This window comes from Spirosoma flavus, assembly GCF_054778555.1.
In genome coordinates, this window is the sequence record NZ_BAAGZL010000002.1 from 413,346 (window position 1) to 429,962 (window position 16,617).

The window sequence follows — 16,617 nt, forward strand, 5'->3', positions numbered from 1 at the left end:
TTTTAATGTAACGTAGCCGTAAAGCTACCAGAATTGTAGCAAATGGCTACACTCTGCTTGTTGAGCAACTCAATAGTTGAGCCAAAAGTTTACAAAATGGTTGTTCGGTATAGGCAACGGATTCGCTTACGAACATAGAAGCTGTACATTCAGACAAACTAGATTGTTACTTCGTATAGATAAATGATTTAAGATTTTTTCCGCTTCCATATATTGGAAATTTATATATCTTTATTGTACATTAGTCGCATAATTTAGAAAATAACCTATGGACACATCGGGCAGTGAATTTTTACGAGGTACGTTAAAAACCATTGTGCTGAAACTGCTGGCGGAACAGAAGCCACCCAACCGTGGGCGCATGTACGGCTATGAAATTACGCAGGCTGTGAAAGAACGAACCAACGGCGACATTGTACTAACATTCGGGGCTTTATATCCCGTTTTACATAAACTGGAACAGGAAGGATTGCTCATTACCGAAACCGAAGAAGCCGAAGGACGACTACGTAAATATTATTCGCTAACACCCCAGGGCGACGAAACAGCTATGCAAAAAATATCTGATTTTGAACGCTTTATGGAAAATATGCGCCTACTGATGCAATCCCCGATCGGCCTGAGCCCTGGCCAATAACCTATACCTTACAGTACGACTAAACAGAAAAGCGTCATGGAAAAACTAAGCCCGCAACAAGTGGCCATTCTGCACAAACATCTTCTTCAGAATGGCTCTACCAACGTACTGCTCGATGAACTGGCTGATCACCTGGCCTGTGAAGTAGAATATTATATGTGGATCGGCTTATCATTCGATTCGGCTCTGAACGCAGTTTTGGAGCAAGCTAACGTAACAGCCGTTCGCCATCTGCACAATACGTATCAGGTTGAACTCGCCATGACGCCCGAACAGATTAATCAGGCCAGTCTGGACGACATCGTGTTTGAGTTTCGGAATAAAGCCTATGGAGCCTACGCGCTACGTCAATCATATCGACTTACGTTACGGAACGCCTTCATTATGGCCGTTGGGCTATGCATGATGCTGATGGCCATGATGGATTTACTAAGCCGCAAAACCTGGTCCTATTTCAGTCCGTGGGGAGCCGTCTGGATCGTTGGTCTGTGTGGCGTTACATTTGCTACAGCCAGTTGGTATATGGAACGTATCCGTCAGCAGGAACTATCGTTAAGATAAGTCAAAGTCGATAATTGTCAGTCAATAGTCATGAACAAAACTCACGAATGACCAATGACTGACGATTATCGACAAATTTCTAATAAGCTCTGGCAAAAACGACCCGGCCTTTTGAAGGTTTACCGGAGAAAATACAAACGCCTTCTTCTGGTTCCTGATCTAATGGAATACAACGTATCGTGGCTTTAGTCGCTTCTTTAATAGCTTCTTCGGTCTCCGACGTACCGTCCCAGTGGGCCAGCAAAAATCCGCCTTTTTCGATTTGCTCCTGAAACTGCTCAAACGTATCGACCCGGTACGTATTCTCCTGTCGAAACGCTTTCGCTTTTTCGTAAATTGATTGTTGAATATCGTCGAGCAGGGCTTTAATACGTTCGGTGAGGCCTTCAAACGAAACCGTTTCTTTGGTTTTCAAATCGCGCCGGGCAATTTCGACGGTGCCGTTTTCCAGATCGCGGGCTCCCATCGCCAGACGTACTGGTACACCCCGCAACTCGTATTCAGCGAATTTCCATCCCGGTTTATTCGCGTCAGAATCATCAAACTTCACCGAAATACCGGCTTTTTTCAATTCTTGAAGCAGGGGTTTAACCTTGGCTGTAATTTGCTCAAGTTGTTCTTCACTCCGGTAAATCGGCACAATAACCACCTGAATTGGAGCCAGTTTAGGCGGCAACACCAAACCATCGTCATCAGAATGCGCCATAATGAGCGCACCCATTAAGCGAGTCGATACGCCCCAGGACGTCCCCCAGACGTAATCCAGTTGGTTCTGTTTCGTCAGGAATTGCACATCGAACGCTTTGGCAAAGTTCTGCCCCAGAAAATGCGACGTACCGGCCTGTAGGGCTTTTCCATCCTGCATCATGGCTTCGATACAAAGCGTGTCTTCGGCGCCGGCAAAACGCTCATTCGGTGTTTTAGCCCCCCGCACAACCGGAACGGCCATCCATTCTTCGGCAAACTGGGCATACACATCAAGCATCTGGCGGGTTTCGGCCTGCGCTTCTTCTTTGGTTGCATGGGCCGTATGTCCTTCCTGCCACAGAAATTCAGAGGTACGTAGAAAAATCCTCGTCCGCATTTCCCAACGTACTACGTTCGCCCATTGGTTAATAAGTAACGGCAAATCGCGGTACGACTGAATCCAGTTCTTGTACGTACTCCAGATAACCGTCTCCGAAGTCGGCCGAACAATAAGTTCTTCCTCGAGCTTTGCTTCCGGATCGACAATCACACCTGAGCCATCCTCCGCGTTTTTGAGCCGGTAATGCGTCACCACAGCACATTCTTTGGCGAAGCCTTCTACGTGCGACGCTTCTTTACTTAAATATGATTTGGGTATGAAAAGCGGAAAATAGGCATTTGTGTGGCCGGTTTCTTTGAACATATCGTCCAGCGCCCGCTGCATTTTTTCCCAGATCGAAAAGCCATAGGGCTTAATGACCATACACCCGCGCACGGCTGAATTTTCGGCCAGGTCGGCCTTTCTGATTAACTCGTTATACCACTCCGAATAATTTTCGCTTCGCGAAGGAATTGCTTTAGCCATACTTTGGATAGTTAGTTGCTAGCCGTTAATCACCAGTCAATGGTTGCTATGATTTCAGGATCATTGACTGACGGCTGACGGCTAGCGACTAACAAAATTTAACAATTTTTAAAATCTAATTAAACCTTAATGAACAAATGGGAATCTAATAGGTTGAGAACTTGCAAATATAGGTTTTTACTCTATTTTTGTAATGAAACGGTTGATTCCTGTGTTATATAGAAAACCGGTACTCGTTATGAGTTTTTACTACGTTAATTCCCTTGCCAAATGAAAACGCAACCACTATATCGCTTTTTAACGCTGGCTGCTTTGGTTGGTATCTGGAGTTGCTCCTCCAGCCGTCAGACAGCGCAGAACGCGTCGGATTCCGACGATTTGTACGGTATTTCCAATAATTCGGAAGTATACGCCAGCAACAATGATTCGTACAACGATTCGCAGTTAAGCCGTCGGCAACAACGGTATGAGCGTCAGCAACAAGGCGCTCGTAACGCAAACCCGGATTATAACGATGAGCAGAGTTATAATTCGAACACCGACGAGTATTACACGGAACTGAGCGCCCGAAATCTAAAACGTGGCATCTCGCCAGACCCAGGTTGGGGGGATGATAACAGCTACAATTCGGGCTTTGTCAATGGCTACAATGCCGCTACGGCATCGGCCTACAGCTGGAACCGTTGGGGTTTCAACAACATGGGCTTCTATAATGGCTTAGGACTTGGTTTGGGCATGAGTGCCTTCAGCTACGGCTATCCCGGTTTTGGTGTTAGTTTTGGCAACCCATTTTATTCGCCGTATTACGGTGGTGGTTACGGCTACAACCCCTTCTACTCGCCATACCGCTATGCCGACCCATTCTATGGTTCATATGCCTACGGCGGTGGTTTTGGTAGCTTTTATAGCCCTTTCTATTCGCCTTACGGAAGCTACTATGGAGGGTATTATGGCAGCCCTGTGTATGTCAACAATGTATACGTAGCAGGCGCCGACCCTTATCGTAACCGAACCTATGTTCGTAACAATGACCGGTCGGCAGGACGTTATTCCTCAGGCTTTGATAATTCACCCCGCACTTACAATTCAAATGGTGGTCGTCGAAGTGCCGATAACGTAGGAACGGCCACACCGGGTAACGATGGTTACTATGCTCGTCCAAGCACAAGTAGTCGGGGGTCAAGCCGTGGTTCTTCTTACTACTACGACAACAGCAACAACTCGGGTAGTGGTTTTAGTGGAAGCGGCCGTGCGGGTAGTGCGGTATCTTCTCCATCTTATAATGGCAATTCCAGTTCAGGTGGCGACTATTATGCTCGTCCTCGTCAAAGCAGTCGGGGCAGCTATTCTCCTTCTGACGGTGGACGTAGCGTATTCACCCCACCCGCTCATCAGCAACAATCGCAGCCTAGCTTCCAGCAGCCCTCGCAAAGCAGCCGGAGCTTTAGCCAGCCTAGCTTCAGTGCCCCCAGTAGTGGTGGCAGCATGGGCGGAGGTGGTCGCTCGTTTGGTGGAGGTGGCGGACGTGGTCCGAGATAACTCAAGATTAAATTATTTGTAAAAAATCCCCGCTGATTAGGACAATTAGCGGGGATTTTCGTTTTGTTTACATTGTGGGTCCGCTACGTATTTTTTGGCCCTCCATTAAACGTTTAGGCGATTAATTTTTCTAAGGATTACGTACGTGGCATCCACCACCAATCGCTTTATAAATATGAAAAAACAGTTCTTTTTTTCGGTGGCTATTGTGTTACTGACACAACTGGCTTATGGGCAGGGGGCAACTGCCGACTATGCCGATGATGCGTTTCGCTTTTCTGATTTCAGTCAGAATGGATCAGCCCGTTTTCGGGGCATTGGAGGTAATCACGCGGCTTTAGGTGGCGACGCCAGCAATATTTCTGGTAATCCGGCCGGGTTGGGTTTCTATAATCGTTCGGAGTTGAGTATTAGTCCTGCTTTTACGTCAGTCAATAACCAGTCGACGTTTCTGGGCCAGCAGCTTACCGGCAGTAATGGTAAGGTAAGTGTAGGGCAGTTTGGGTTGATTCTGGCCGGAAGCACCAACGGAAGCCGTCGCTGGCGCCGTTCAGCATTTGGCGTTACATACTCGCAGTCAACTAATTTCTATGACTATACTGATGCGCACGGGCAAAATAACAACCCAAACTCGTCGGTCCTTCAGCCGTTTATTAATGGGGCGAATAGTGCCCGATACAGCGAACAGGAGCTAAGTGATGCCTTTCGTCCCAACGATCGCCAGGCCGATTTTTCGGAAGCTGCTGCCTATGGCCTTTACCTAATTAATCCAACTGATTTGGGTGCGAACGGTTCCGGTCCTCCATATACACGTTTTGATGCCAATACCCGCAAAGATCAACGGGTTACCCGCACCAATTCGGGCACGCACTCGCAATGGACGCTCGCCTATGCGGGCAATCTGGACAATAAACTTTACATTGGCGGATCGCTGGCCCTGACCCGGCTCCGATACTCGTATGAATCGGTGATTGTTGAAACACCCATCAATGGCGTTTATTTTAACAATTACGGACAGACAACCCGACTTGACGTAACGGGTAACGGAATCAACGCTACGTTGGGTTTGATCTACAAACTGACCCCAGAACTCCAGGTCGGAGCCACGATTGTAACGCCAACTTGGAGCAGCGCCAACGAAGTATTTGGACGCACCTTGACGGCTTCGGTTAAACCCACAAATCCGGAAGGTATTGTGCTGAAGACCAACAATGTCGACGTAGTAACGCCTTACGACAATTTCGAATATTCGCTCCAAACGCCGTTGCGTGCGTCGGCAGGTGCTACGTATTTCATCAACAAAGGCAAAATCGGTTTCCTGACTGCTACTGCCGAATACGTTGGGTATCAGACCATGCGGGTACGTACCTCGACCTTCGCCAGTCAGCAAGACAACACCGATTTTAAAAATGACGTAAAGGCCATTATTCGGGATAGTTATGACAATGTCCTTAATCTTCGGGCAGGTGCCGAAATCCGGGCGGGTCTGCTACGTATCCGGGCTGGTGCAGCTTATCTGCCTAGTGCCTACAAACTAACTTTGGATCGGGTTGCGAAGGAAGACCGCACGAAAATTCTGCTATCAGCGGGCTTAGGAGTACGTAACGACCGTTTTTTCGCAGACGTATCGGGTTCCTACCTGACTTACAAGTCCGGGTTTTCACCCTTTCAGCTTCCGAACGATTCCGACACGCCAACAATAGCGGTTAATAATCGCAACACTAACGTAATGCTATCGTTAGGAGTATTCTTCTAAACATACAATCACAACTGAAAAGGGCCAGCTTAGCTAAGCTGGCCCTTTTCAGTTGTGATTGTATTAAAGCCATTTGCCTAATTCCAGCAAAACTTCGTCTTCCGTTATTTCTCCATTCATTACTACGTTGGCCTGCCGATAAATTGGTAAGCGTTCCAGGTAGCGCTGTTGCAAAACGGCCAGTAAATTAGGGTCGCTGGGATTATTGAGTGGTCGGTCGTCCTGCGCATGAGCAAGAATTCGACGTACCAAAATATCGATGGGGACATCCAGAAACACGGATACGCCCGTGGCATTGATATAGGCCATGTTATCGTGAAAACAAGGCATTCCTCCCCCTGTCGATACTACAACATTTCCACCCGGTTTGATAGTGCGCAGTAACCGCCGTTCGGCCTCTCGGAAATATACCTCACCCGATTGTGCAAAAATATCCGCAATGGACCGGCCTTCTTCCCGAACAATTAGTTTATCAGTATCCAGAAAGCGATAGTGCAACGTTTCAGCAATCCGTTTCCCCAACGTACTCTTCCCCGACGAGGGCATTCCAACCAGGAAAATGTTCTTCATATGTCGAAAGAGCGAACGAGTAAACGAGTGAAAGAGCGGAATCCAGCGCTCTTTCACTCGTTTACTCGTTCGCTCTTTAAAACTTCTCTTTCATAATTTGTTTTACCTCCTCCGCTTCGGGTGTGGAGTTATAGTGCCATTTGCCACGAACTACGCCGTTGTCCAGAAGCCAAGTACCTGGATTTGAACGCATAATGGTTTTCAATACGGTAGCATCAGCTTTATAATAAGGTACGTTCTCTAGTTGATATTCTTTGCGAAACGCTTTGATTTCGTCATCGCTGGTCGAAGTCAAGATAAACGGCTTAATATCGGACCCCTGCAAACCTTCTACCAATTCACGTATCGCCGGCAGGCTACCAGCGTCAATATCAGTTGTATTCTTGATGATGATGAACAGCTTTTTCCCTTCGAAGGTCTGTTGGGTATAATCACCCGAATCATCCCAAACGCGGTAATCGGTAATTTTGGGTTTGGCACTTTCATTTACCAGCACCATTTCCTTGAATTTATAGCTCTGGTCGGTCGGGTATTTATCCAGTTCCTCCGTTTTCCCGGCGCGCTCCATTATATATTTATAACGTAGCGGCTCCGACGGTTTCATCTGGGTCGGAATGCTTTTACCAACGGCATACGGCAGCATATCGATCGGTGGTAAAAATTGAACGGCGTATACCCCAAGCGCCAGCGTTAATACGGTGGTTAGAGCCACCAGCCAGCCCGTGTTACGTGCCCGAAGTCGATTTCGATGACCGATGATAAACAAAATCAGCACGGTGAGTACTACGTCTTTCCCGAACGATGTCCAGGGTTTTAGTTTTATAGCATCGCCGAAACAGCCGCAATCGGTAACGCGATTAAAATACGCTGAATAAAACGTCAGAAACGTAAAGAAAACAATAAGAAAGAACAACAGCCAGACGGTGATTTTGGGTTTATAGGAAACCAGCAGAGCCACCCCCAAAATAACTTCAGCCGCGCAGAATAATACCGACATGACCAACGTAAAGGGTACTAATCCCATGAAGAAATCGTGCAAAAACGGTACGTCCTGCGCGAACACTTCAAAATACTCTTCAAACTTGATTTGGGTGCCAACCGGATCGTTTAGTTTGATTAGCCCCGAAAAAATAAAGACAATACCAACCAGAATCCGGGCGATGCGGGCGGCAATCAGCATAGGTGGCGTGCCGGTTTTTACTTTAGGCAGCGAAGTTGTTGGGGTCATACGTAACGCGGGTGGAAATCCGCAGTAGAGTTATAGTTGCGGTTTTTCACCCGCATTACTTAGTTTTATCAGGCAAAAAACGGCGTAATTAATCATATCCATATAATTGGCCTCAACGCCCTCCGACACCAACGTATTGCCCTGATTATCCTCAATTTGCTTCGTACGTAGCAGTTTCATCAGAATAATATCAGTCATAGAACTAACCCGCATGTCGCGCCAGGCCTCGCCGTAATCGTGATTTTTGGCAAACAACAGGTCAATAACCTTGCCAATTTCGGCGTCGTACAGTTGCTCAAGTTCATCGGTCGGGATATCCATCCGGGGCGAACTAGCCGACGTGTCATGGGCTAACTGCAACTGAATCAGCGCCATTACACAGTAATTAATAATGCCGACAAATTCAGGCTCAATACCTTCGCCTACCCGACTAACGCCTGTTTCCTGAAGCGTACGAATTCGCTGGGCTTTTATAAAAATCTGGTCGGTGATGCTGGGCAAACGCAGAATACGCCAGGCTGTGCCGTAATCTTTGTTCTTTTTTAGGAAAAGGTCTTTGCAGCGTTGGATAACCTGCCGATATTCGATTTCAGTATTCTTCATAGTCATCAGTCGATAGTCACGGTTCGCCGGGGCGGTTAGTCGATAGCAAAGCCTGGAAACGAATTGCTACAACTGTCGACTAATGACTATCGACTATTTTTTATGCCGAAAGTTACGAAAAAAACGCTGAACTGCCGGGGAAGGCTAGTTGATTTGCGAACACCCGCCGTGATGGGTATCCTGAACGTAACACCTGATTCGTTCTTCGCCGACAGCCGCGTTACGTTGGAGAAAACCGTAGAAGTTGCTGGAAAGATGCTTGATGAAGGGGCTACGTTCCTTGACATCGGTGGCTACTCAACCCGCCCCGGTGCCACCGACATTTCGCCCACCCAAGAAGCCGACCGCGTACTACCGATCATCGAACAAATTCTGACGGCTTTCCCGAACGCCCTGCTTTCTATTGATACGTTCCGGGCATCGGTAGCCCGTCAGGCGGTTGATGCCGGAGCCGTTCTGATCAACGACGTAGCAGGCGGCACACTTGATCCGGCCATGTTCGAGATGGTAGTTACCTTGGGGGTTCCATATATATTAATGCATCTGCGAGGCACACCACAAACCATGCAATCGCTGGCTAAGTATGAGAACGTAGTAACTGAAGTGATTGACGAGTTGGCAGCCCGGTTGGTCGAGTTACGTGCTTTGGGAGTAAAAGACGTTATTCTGGACCCCGGATTTGGCTTCGCGAAGACACCATCGCAAAATTTTTTTTTGCTGAATCACCTACGCGAATTTGCCTTATTCGAAGAACCGGTTCTGGTTGGGATTTCGCGCAAATCGACCATCTGGAAAACCTTGAACATCAGCGCCGATAAATCACTAAATGGCACTACGGTTTTGAACACAGTTGGGCTTCTGCAGGGGGCCTCTATCCTACGTGTTCACGATGTCCGGGATGCGGTTGAAGCTATAAAATTGACTCAACAATTAACTTTTTTTTGAGGCATACTTGCATTTAGTGCAACAAACCTCTACTTTTGCATTCCCAAACGACGACGCTCTGGCCGAATCGAAAAGGGAAATGATTTGGTAGCTCAGCTGGTAGAGCAATACACTTTTAATGTATGGGTCCTGGGTTCGAATCCCAGCCGAATCACAGAAGAAAGCCGAAGGGTGAAAAGAAGATAAAAATCGACTTTTCACCCTTCGGCTTTTTAATGATATTCCGATATAGTGAGCGTCAGTTATAATTGCTTTTTATTCACTTTTCAAGAACAATTATAATCAAATTCACAATTAGTGCCGTTCGCTATAAAATTCCGGAGAAGGCTGTTTTTACCAACTTTTTTTAGTAGTATATTGCGTGACTTTGTCACAAACGCCCTTCAGTCCGATTGCCTTCTCTAAGTTATAAGTACAGATCGGACTACCCGTTAATTTTGATTTTCTTAAAATTCGCCCCTATTTGTTGCGATTTTGTTAATTCAGTAATCCACGAATAGCGGCATTACCCAACACTGTTACGACCATGTCTGATCAGGTTGACCAACTGGCGAGTCTCTACCGCCCCGAGTTTGAACACGACAACTGCGGTATTGGCTTCGTGGCCCATATCAAAGGTCGCAAGTCACACCGTATCGTATCGGATGCTCTCCAGATGCTTCGGCGGATGGAGCACCGGGGTGCGGTGGGTTCCGAGCCCAATTCGGGCGACGGAGCCGGTCTGCTTATTCAACTTCCGCACGAGTTTTTCGTCGATGAAACTCGTAAGCTGGGCGTTCATCTGCCCCCCGCCCTTGAGTACGGTGTGGGTATGGTGTATTTTCCGAAAGATGTATGGCTTCGGGAAGAATGCCGGGCCATTCTGAACCGGAACATGAAGAAGCTAGGTCTCGAATTACTTTGCTACCGGGTCGTCCCGGTCAACAACAGCGATTTGGGTACTGGTTCTCGCTCGGCGGAACCGCAAATGGAGCAGGTGTTTATTAAACGTCCTGCTGATGTTACCAATCCAGACGATTTTGAGCGCAAACTTTACATTCTGCGTAACTACAGCACGCGGCTCATCAACGAGACGGTAGCTGGTGTTGACCATTTTTATTTCTCGTCGCTTTCGTGTCGGACAATTACGTATAAAGGACAACTAACCACGCTGCAACTGGAGCCTTACTTCCCGGATCTCCAGCAGGAGGAGGTTGTTTCGGCCATTGGTGTAGTCCACTCCCGTTTCTCAACCAATACGTTCCCATCGTGGAAGTTGGCCCAACCGTTCCGCTATATTGCCCATAATGGTGAGATTAACACTGTTAAGGGTAACGTTAACTGGATGAAAGCAGCAGAAGGGTTACTTGAGTCGAGCAAGTTTACGAAGGAAGAGATGGACATGCTGTTGCCCATCTGCGATCCTCGTCAATCAGACTCAGCCAACCTCGACAACGCGATCGAACTACTTGTGATGAGTGGCCGGTCGCTGCCGCACGTGATGATGATGCTGATTCCGGAAGCTTGGGACGGAAACGATCACATGGACCCGGTACGTAAAGCTTTCTATGAATTTCATGCGGCTCTGATTGAGCCCTGGGATGGTCCGGCGTCGATTTCATTTACCGACGGACGTATCGTTGGTGCTACGTTAGACCGGAATGGGCTACGTCCATCACGGTTCTGGGTAACGAACGACGACATCGTTATTATGGCGTCGGAAGTGGGCGTACTCGATATTGATCCCGCGAAAGTAGTGTCGAAAGGTCGTCTGCAACCGGGTAAAATGTTCCTCGTTGATATGGAGCAGGGCCGGATTGTGGCTGATGAAGAAATCAAAGCGCAAATTTCTTCCCGTAAGCCTTACCAGCAGTGGCTCGACGATAATAAAATAAAGATTCAGGACCTCGAAGCGCCAATACGTTCGTATAATCACTACGACCCCGCTAAACTGCTACGTATGCAGCAGGCATTTGGCTTTACGTCGGAAGATTTGCGGATGATTCTGGCACCGATGGTCGAAACGGGTAAAGAAGCGCTCGGCTCGATGGGAACCGACGTACCATTGGCGGTACTATCGGAACAAAGTCAGCACATGAGCCACTACTTCAAGCAGTTGTTTGCTCAGGTTACGAATCCGCCCATCGATTCGATTCGGGAGCGCTCGATTATGTCGCTGATTTCGTTCGTGGGTGCTACGTATAATCTGCTGAGTGAATCACCGGAACACTGCCGGCAGGTTGAACTGGAGCAGCCTGTTTTGACCACGAAAGAGTTTGACAAACTGCGATTTATCGATAAACCTAAGTTTCAGGCTAAAACCATTAACTGTCTGTTTACAGCCGACGGTCACGGGAAATCACTGGAACGTGCTTTGGATCGTATCTGCCGCTACGCTGAAGATGCCATTCAGGACGGCTACTCGATTCTGGTGCTTTCGGACCGGGCTATTGATTCCAGTCACGCGCCAATTCCGTCACTGCTCGCTACGTCAGCCATTCACCACCACCTGATACGTCAGGGATTACGGGGTAAAGTGGGTATTGTAGTTGAAGCGGGCGACGTATGGGAAACCCACCACGTTGCTACGTTGATTGGCTATGGCGCTTCGGGTGTGAACCCCTATATGGCGTTCGAAACCATCGCCAACCTTAAAGAAAAAGGACTGCTGGCCGTTGATTACGACCTTGACAAACTTTACAAAAATTACGTAAAAGCGGTGAATGGCGAGTTGCTGAAAATCTTCTCGAAGATGGGCATCTCGACGCTGCAATCATACCAGGGTGCTATGATTTTTGAGTGCCTTGGCCTCAATCAGGACGTAGTAAGCCGCTACTTCACAGGTACCGTATCACGTATCGGCGGCATGGGTCTCGATGAGATTGCCCGCGAAATACTGGTACGTCACTGCGTAGCATTCCCAACCACGCCGATGGCGGCACCACGGCTCGAAGTAGGGGGTATTTATCAGTGGAAGCAACGGGGTGAAAAGCACATTTTCAACCCCGACACAATTCACCTGCTGCAACAGTCGACGAAGAAGAACGATTACGCGCTTTTCAAGAAATACTCGAAGCTGATTGACGATCAGACGCAGAAAGCCATTACGTTACGCGGTTTGCTGAAGTTCAAAAAAGGCAATCCTGTTCCGCTGGATGAGGTCGAATCGATTGAAAGCATTTTCAAGCGTTTTGCAACGGGAGCCATGTCCTTCGGTTCGATTTCGTGGGAAGCACACACGACGCTGGCGATTGCGATGAACCGCATTGGTGGCAAAAGCAACTCGGGAGAAGGTGGTGAAGACGAGCTACGTTATAAACCGCTCGAAAACGGCGATAGCATGAATTCGGGCATCAAACAAGTGGCTTCGGGCCGGTTTGGTGTGACGAGTTACTACCTGACCAACGCCAAAGAACTGCAAATCAAAATGGCGCAGGGAGCCAAGCCCGGCGAAGGTGGCCAATTACCTGGTTTTAAGGTCGATGACTGGATCGGTCGGACGCGTCACTCTACGCCTGGCGTGGGCCTGATTTCACCCCCGCCCCACCACGATATTTATTCAATCGAGGACTTGGCGCAGTTGATTTCCGACCTTAAGAACTCCAATCGAGAAGCACGCATCAGCGTGAAACTGGTATCGGAAGCCGGTGTTGGAACGATTGCAGCCGGTGTTGCCAAAGCGCACGCCGACCATATTCTGATTTCTGGTCACGATGGCGGAACGGGGGCTTCTCCCCTCTCCTCAATTCGTCACGCCGGGCTTCCGTGGGAATTAGGATTGGCCGAAGCGCACCAGACGTTGGTTAAAAACAAACTTCGTGGTCGCGTTACGGTACAGGCTGACGGTCAGATGCGTACCGGTCGTGATCTGGCGATTGCGGCTCTCCTCGGCGCTGAAGAATTTGGTGTGGCGACGGCGGCACTCGTAGCGGCAGGATGCATTATGATGCGCAAGTGCCATCTCAATACGTGCCCGGTAGGTGTAGCGACGCAAAATAAAGAGCTACGCGCACTCTTCACGGGCAAGCCCGAGCACGTAGTAAATATGTTTACGTTCCTGGCAATGGAATTGCGTGAGATCATGGCTGAGCTGGGCTTCCGGACTATCAATGAAATGGTCGGTCAGTCGCAAATGCTTACAATGCGGCAAAACCTCCCGCATTGGAAATACAAAAACGTCAACCTTGATGCGCTGTTATATAGAGAGCCTACCAATCTGGAGGTTGCTTTGTACAAACAGGAAGAGCAAAACCACCATCTGGACGAAGTGCTCGACCGTAAGCTGATTGAACTAGCCAAGCCAGCTTTGGCCTCAGCAGAATCAGTATATGGAGAGTTTACGGTCCAAAACATCGACCGGAGTATTGGCACGATGCTGTCGAACGAGATTTCGAAAGTGTATGGTGGTCCTGGCCTTCCAGAAAGTACCATCCACGTAAAACTGCGTGGAACGGCTGGCCAGAGCTTCGGAGCCTTCAGCACAAGCGGTATAAAACTTGAACTCGAAGGCGATGCCAATGACTATTTTGGCAAAGGTCTCTGCGGTTCGCAACTTATCGTGTATCCTGACCGGGCCGCTCAGTTTAAACCGGAAGAAAACAGCATCGTCGGCAACGTATCGCTTTACGGTGCTACGTCGGGAGAAGCGTTTATTCGCGGTATGGCGGGCGAGCGTTTCTGCGTCCGTAACTCAGGAGCGAAAGTAGTTGTTGAAGGTATCGGTGACCACGGGCTCGAATACATGACAGGTGGTCTGGCTATCATCTTGGGCAAAACCGGACGCAATTTTGCGGCAGGGATGTCCGGGGGCGTTGCCTACGTCTGGGATCTGGACGGTACGTTCGCATCTAAAGTGAACATGGAGATGGTGAGCCTCGAGCCTTTAAATGAGGAAGATCAGGGCATTGTACGGGAATACGTCGATAAACATTTCCAGTATACAACCAGCAACGTAGCCCTTTCGCTGATTCAGGCTTGGGACAATCTAATCGGTCAGTTTGTGAAAGTGATGCCAAGCGATTTCCGGCAGGCGCTGGCAGGTCGAGGCATTTCGCTGGCCGACCAGATCCGTGATAAAAATATTGTTTATCAAGATATTACCGTGGACGTAACGCACGGTTGAGTATAAAATAAGATGGGAAAACCTACCGGATTTTTAGAATTTGCACGTGAGTTACCCAAAAAGCGTGCGCCCCAGGAACGTATTCACGATTACAAGGAAATTGACGTACCGCATTCCGAACAGGATTCTGGTCGGCAGGCAGCTCGTTGTATGGATTGCGGCACTCCGTTCTGCCATAGCGGGTGTCCGCTCGGAAATATCATTCCCGAATTTAACGATGCGGTGTATGAGCAGAACTGGGCTTACGCGTACGAAATTCTGAGTACAACCAACAATTTCCCGGAATTTACGGGTCGTATTTGTCCAGCACCCTGCGAAGCATCCTGCGTTCTGGGAATTAACAAGCCGCCAGTGGCGATTGAATTTATCGAAAAATCAATTGCAGAAGTCGCTTTTGAACGGGGATACGTAACGCCGAAGTTACCCAAAGAACATACAGGTAAAAAAATAGCAGTAGTTGGCTCTGGACCAGCCGGTTTGGCAGCTGCCGCTCAGCTTAATAAGGCGGGCCATACGGTGACCGTCTTTGAACGGGCCGATCAGATTGGCGGACTGCTCCGTTATGGTATCCCTGATTTCAAACTGGAGAAATGGACCATCGACCGAAGGCTAGCCGTTATGGAAGACGAAGGCATTACCTTCAAAACGGGCGTTAATGTCGGTGTCGATCTGAAAACCAAAGACTTGCTGAATGATTTCGATCTGGTGATGCTGACTGGCGGTTCTACCGTTCCACGCGATTTACCAATTCCCGGACGTTCACTGAAAGGAATTTATCCAGCTATGGAATTTCTGAGTCAGCAAAACAAACGTAACGCCGGCCGGCCCGTAGAAGTAGATCACCAGGGCGAAAAATACGGCGATGGCGAACTTTGGGCCACCGATAAGAACGTAGTAGTGATTGGTGGCGGTGACACCGGTTCAGACTGTGTGGGCACGTCGAACCGGCATGGAGCCAAGTCGGTTACGCAAATTGAACTAATGCCAATGCCCCCCAAAGATCGGGCAGAAAACACGCCCTGGCCCAACTGGCCAATGATGCTACGTACCAGTACGTCGCACGAGGAAGGTTGTGACCGGCACTGGTCTATAAATACCAAAGAATTTGTGGGCGACGAAAATGGTAATCTGAAAGCGCTACGTATCGTTGATCTGGAATGGAAAAACGAAAACGGACGAATGCAGATGGTTGAAGTAGCTGGTTCTGAACGCGACATTCCCTGCGAACTGGCGTTGCTGGCGGCTGGTTTCCTACACCCCCAACATAACGGTCTGCTCGATGAACTAGGTGTTGAATATGATGATCGGGGCAATGTAAAAGCCACTAACTATCAGACTACTACTAATCCAAATGTATTCTCGGCGGGCGATATGCGCCGAGGCCAATCACTGGTAGTATGGGCTATTTCGGAAGGTCGCGAGGCTGCCCGTGCTGCCGACAAATACCTGATGGGCGAAAGCCGACTCGAAGCGAAAGCTGTTTCGTTAATTGAAGTAGACTGATTTTCAGGAAATACAGCGTACAAAAAAGCCGCTTCTAGTTTAGAAGCGGCTTTTTTGTACGCTGAAGTAAGCGTCATATCGTTTATTTAATCGCGATCACTTCGATTTCAATCAAAACGTCGTCCTGAGCTATCTTAGCAACACTATTCGTTTTAGCTACCTGCGACGTTGTAACACCCGCAAAATACGTTTTAGCAACCTCACCAACTTGTTGAGTTAAAGAAGATTCAACCAGCCCTTTTCCTGACGTACCTTTATAATTATAGGTTATCTGTGTTACGTTGCTCATCGACATGCCGACACGTCCCAGGGCGGCTTTGATATTCTCAAATACCTGTTCAGTTTGTTTGGCTATACTTCCTGTGCCAACCAGTTCGCCATTGGCGTTATAGGGTCGCTGCCCACTGATGTATACCTGTTTTCCCGGTAGAGCAGAAGTCACTTTATAAGTATACCCAAGCGATAAATTCGAGGGTGTCTGTGCCAGGGCAAACGTTCCCAGCAACGTACTGATTAAAAGGATAAAGCAGAATTTCATAGTTCTAAGCGGTTCAATGACTTGTTAATTCAATTAAAGGTTTTCAATTCTCACGTAGCGCTTCTCAACCAACATGATAAACTA

The 16,617-nt window shown here is 48.3% G+C and carries 12 protein-coding genes and 1 tRNA gene; 8 read left to right on the forward strand and 5 right to left on the reverse strand.

The window, feature by feature from the left end:
- Positions 1-268 precede the first annotated feature (268 nt).
- Positions 269-637, forward strand: a complete 369-nt coding sequence (locus ACYVF1_RS10765) for a PadR family transcriptional regulator (RefSeq protein WP_461078484.1) — start codon at positions 269-271, stop codon at positions 635-637.
- A gap of 36 nt (positions 638-673) precedes the next feature.
- On the forward strand, positions 674-1,198 hold the full coding sequence (locus ACYVF1_RS10770) for a hypothetical protein (RefSeq protein WP_461078486.1): 525 nt from the start codon (positions 674-676) through the stop codon (positions 1,196-1,198).
- A 79-nt stretch (positions 1,199-1,277) separates the two neighbouring features.
- On the opposite strand, the gene proS is transcribed toward ACYVF1_RS10770, so the two are convergent.
- Positions 1,278-2,750 carry a proline--tRNA ligase gene (gene proS / locus ACYVF1_RS10775; protein WP_461078488.1) on the reverse strand — a complete coding sequence of 491 codons (1,473 nt, stop codon included), beginning with the start codon at positions 2,748-2,750 and terminating at the stop codon, positions 1,278-1,280.
- A 270-nt stretch (positions 2,751-3,020) separates the two neighbouring features.
- Here proS and ACYVF1_RS10780 point away from each other — a divergent pair, with 270 nt between their 5' ends.
- Together ACYVF1_RS10780 and ACYVF1_RS10785 are read left to right on the forward strand one after the other, a co-directional pair.
- Complete coding sequence (locus tag ACYVF1_RS10780; RefSeq protein WP_461078490.1) at positions 3,021-4,289, forward strand: hypothetical protein; 1,269 nt, start codon at positions 3,021-3,023, stop codon at positions 4,287-4,289.
- A gap of 175 nt (positions 4,290-4,464) precedes the next feature.
- Entirely contained in the window at positions 4,465-6,045 is a 1,581-nt protein-coding gene (locus ACYVF1_RS10785) for a hypothetical protein (RefSeq protein ID WP_461078491.1), read from the forward strand.
- A gap of 63 nt (positions 6,046-6,108) precedes the next feature.
- On the opposite strand, the gene ACYVF1_RS10790 is transcribed toward ACYVF1_RS10785, so the two are convergent.
- From ACYVF1_RS10790 to ACYVF1_RS10800, 3 genes are all read right to left on the reverse strand, one after another.
- On the reverse strand, positions 6,109-6,615 hold the full coding sequence (locus tag ACYVF1_RS10790) for a shikimate kinase (RefSeq protein WP_461078493.1): 507 nt from the start codon (positions 6,613-6,615) through the stop codon (positions 6,109-6,111).
- A 76-nt stretch (positions 6,616-6,691) separates the two neighbouring features.
- Positions 6,692-7,843, reverse strand: a complete 1,152-nt coding sequence (locus ACYVF1_RS10795) for a BT_3928 family protein (RefSeq protein WP_461078495.1) — start codon at positions 7,841-7,843, stop codon at positions 6,692-6,694.
- Between the two features lie 30 nt (positions 7,844-7,873).
- On the reverse strand, positions 7,874-8,446 hold the full coding sequence (locus tag ACYVF1_RS10800) for a DUF1599 domain-containing protein (RefSeq protein ID WP_461078497.1): 573 nt from the start codon (positions 8,444-8,446) through the stop codon (positions 7,874-7,876).
- Between the two features lie 102 nt (positions 8,447-8,548).
- On the opposite strand from ACYVF1_RS10800, the gene folP reads away from it, so the two are divergent.
- From folP to ACYVF1_RS10820, 4 genes are all read left to right on the forward strand, one after another.
- The gene (gene folP / locus ACYVF1_RS10805) at positions 8,549-9,391 is read left to right on the forward strand and encodes a dihydropteroate synthase (RefSeq protein ID WP_461078499.1); all 843 of its coding nucleotides are present in this window, start codon (positions 8,549-8,551) and stop codon (positions 9,389-9,391) included.
- Positions 9,392-9,472: 81 nt separating this feature from the next.
- Positions 9,473-9,545, forward strand: a tRNA-Lys gene (locus ACYVF1_RS10810).
- Between the two features lie 372 nt (positions 9,546-9,917).
- The gene (gltB, locus tag ACYVF1_RS10815) at positions 9,918-14,492 is read left to right on the forward strand and encodes a glutamate synthase large subunit (RefSeq protein WP_461078501.1); all 4,575 of its coding nucleotides are present in this window, start codon (positions 9,918-9,920) and stop codon (positions 14,490-14,492) included.
- A 12-nt stretch (positions 14,493-14,504) separates the two neighbouring features.
- Positions 14,505-15,995, forward strand: a complete 1,491-nt coding sequence (locus tag ACYVF1_RS10820; protein ID WP_461078503.1) for a glutamate synthase subunit beta — start codon at positions 14,505-14,507, stop codon at positions 15,993-15,995.
- A gap of 82 nt (positions 15,996-16,077) precedes the next feature.
- Here the strand turns inward: ACYVF1_RS10820 and ACYVF1_RS10825 are convergent, their stop codons facing one another.
- Positions 16,078-16,533, reverse strand: a complete 456-nt coding sequence (locus tag ACYVF1_RS10825) for a RidA family protein (RefSeq protein ID WP_461078505.1) — start codon at positions 16,531-16,533, stop codon at positions 16,078-16,080.
- Between the last annotated feature and the right edge of the window lie 84 nt (positions 16,534-16,617).

Excerpts from the sequence above, each read along its gene's own strand:
- ACYVF1_RS10765 (WP_461078484.1), top strand. The coding sequence starts at position 269 with ATGGACACATCGGGCAGTGAATTTTTACGAGGTACGTTAAAAACCATT.
- ACYVF1_RS10770 (WP_461078486.1), top strand. The coding sequence starts at position 674 with ATGGAAAAACTAAGCCCGCAACAAGTGGCCATTCTGCACAAACATCTT.
- proS (WP_461078488.1), bottom strand. The coding sequence starts at position 2,750 with ATGGCTAAAGCAATTCCTTCGCGAAGCGAAAATTATTCGGAGTGGTAT.
- ACYVF1_RS10780 (WP_461078490.1), top strand. The coding sequence starts at position 3,021 with ATGAAAACGCAACCACTATATCGCTTTTTAACGCTGGCTGCTTTGGTT.
- ACYVF1_RS10785 (WP_461078491.1), top strand. The coding sequence starts at position 4,465 with ATGAAAAAACAGTTCTTTTTTTCGGTGGCTATTGTGTTACTGACACAA.
- ACYVF1_RS10790 (WP_461078493.1), bottom strand. The coding sequence starts at position 6,615 with ATGAAGAACATTTTCCTGGTTGGAATGCCCTCGTCGGGGAAGAGTACG.
- ACYVF1_RS10795 (WP_461078495.1), bottom strand. The coding sequence starts at position 7,843 with ATGACCCCAACAACTTCGCTGCCTAAAGTAAAAACCGGCACGCCACCT.
- ACYVF1_RS10800 (WP_461078497.1), bottom strand. The coding sequence starts at position 8,446 with ATGAAGAATACTGAAATCGAATATCGGCAGGTTATCCAACGCTGCAAA.
- folP (WP_461078499.1), top strand. The coding sequence starts at position 8,549 with ATGCCGAAAGTTACGAAAAAAACGCTGAACTGCCGGGGAAGGCTAGTT.
- gltB (WP_461078501.1), top strand. The coding sequence starts at position 9,918 with ATGTCTGATCAGGTTGACCAACTGGCGAGTCTCTACCGCCCCGAGTTT.
- ACYVF1_RS10820 (WP_461078503.1), top strand. The coding sequence starts at position 14,505 with ATGGGAAAACCTACCGGATTTTTAGAATTTGCACGTGAGTTACCCAAA.
- ACYVF1_RS10825 (WP_461078505.1), bottom strand. The coding sequence starts at position 16,533 with ATGAAATTCTGCTTTATCCTTTTAATCAGTACGTTGCTGGGAACGTTT.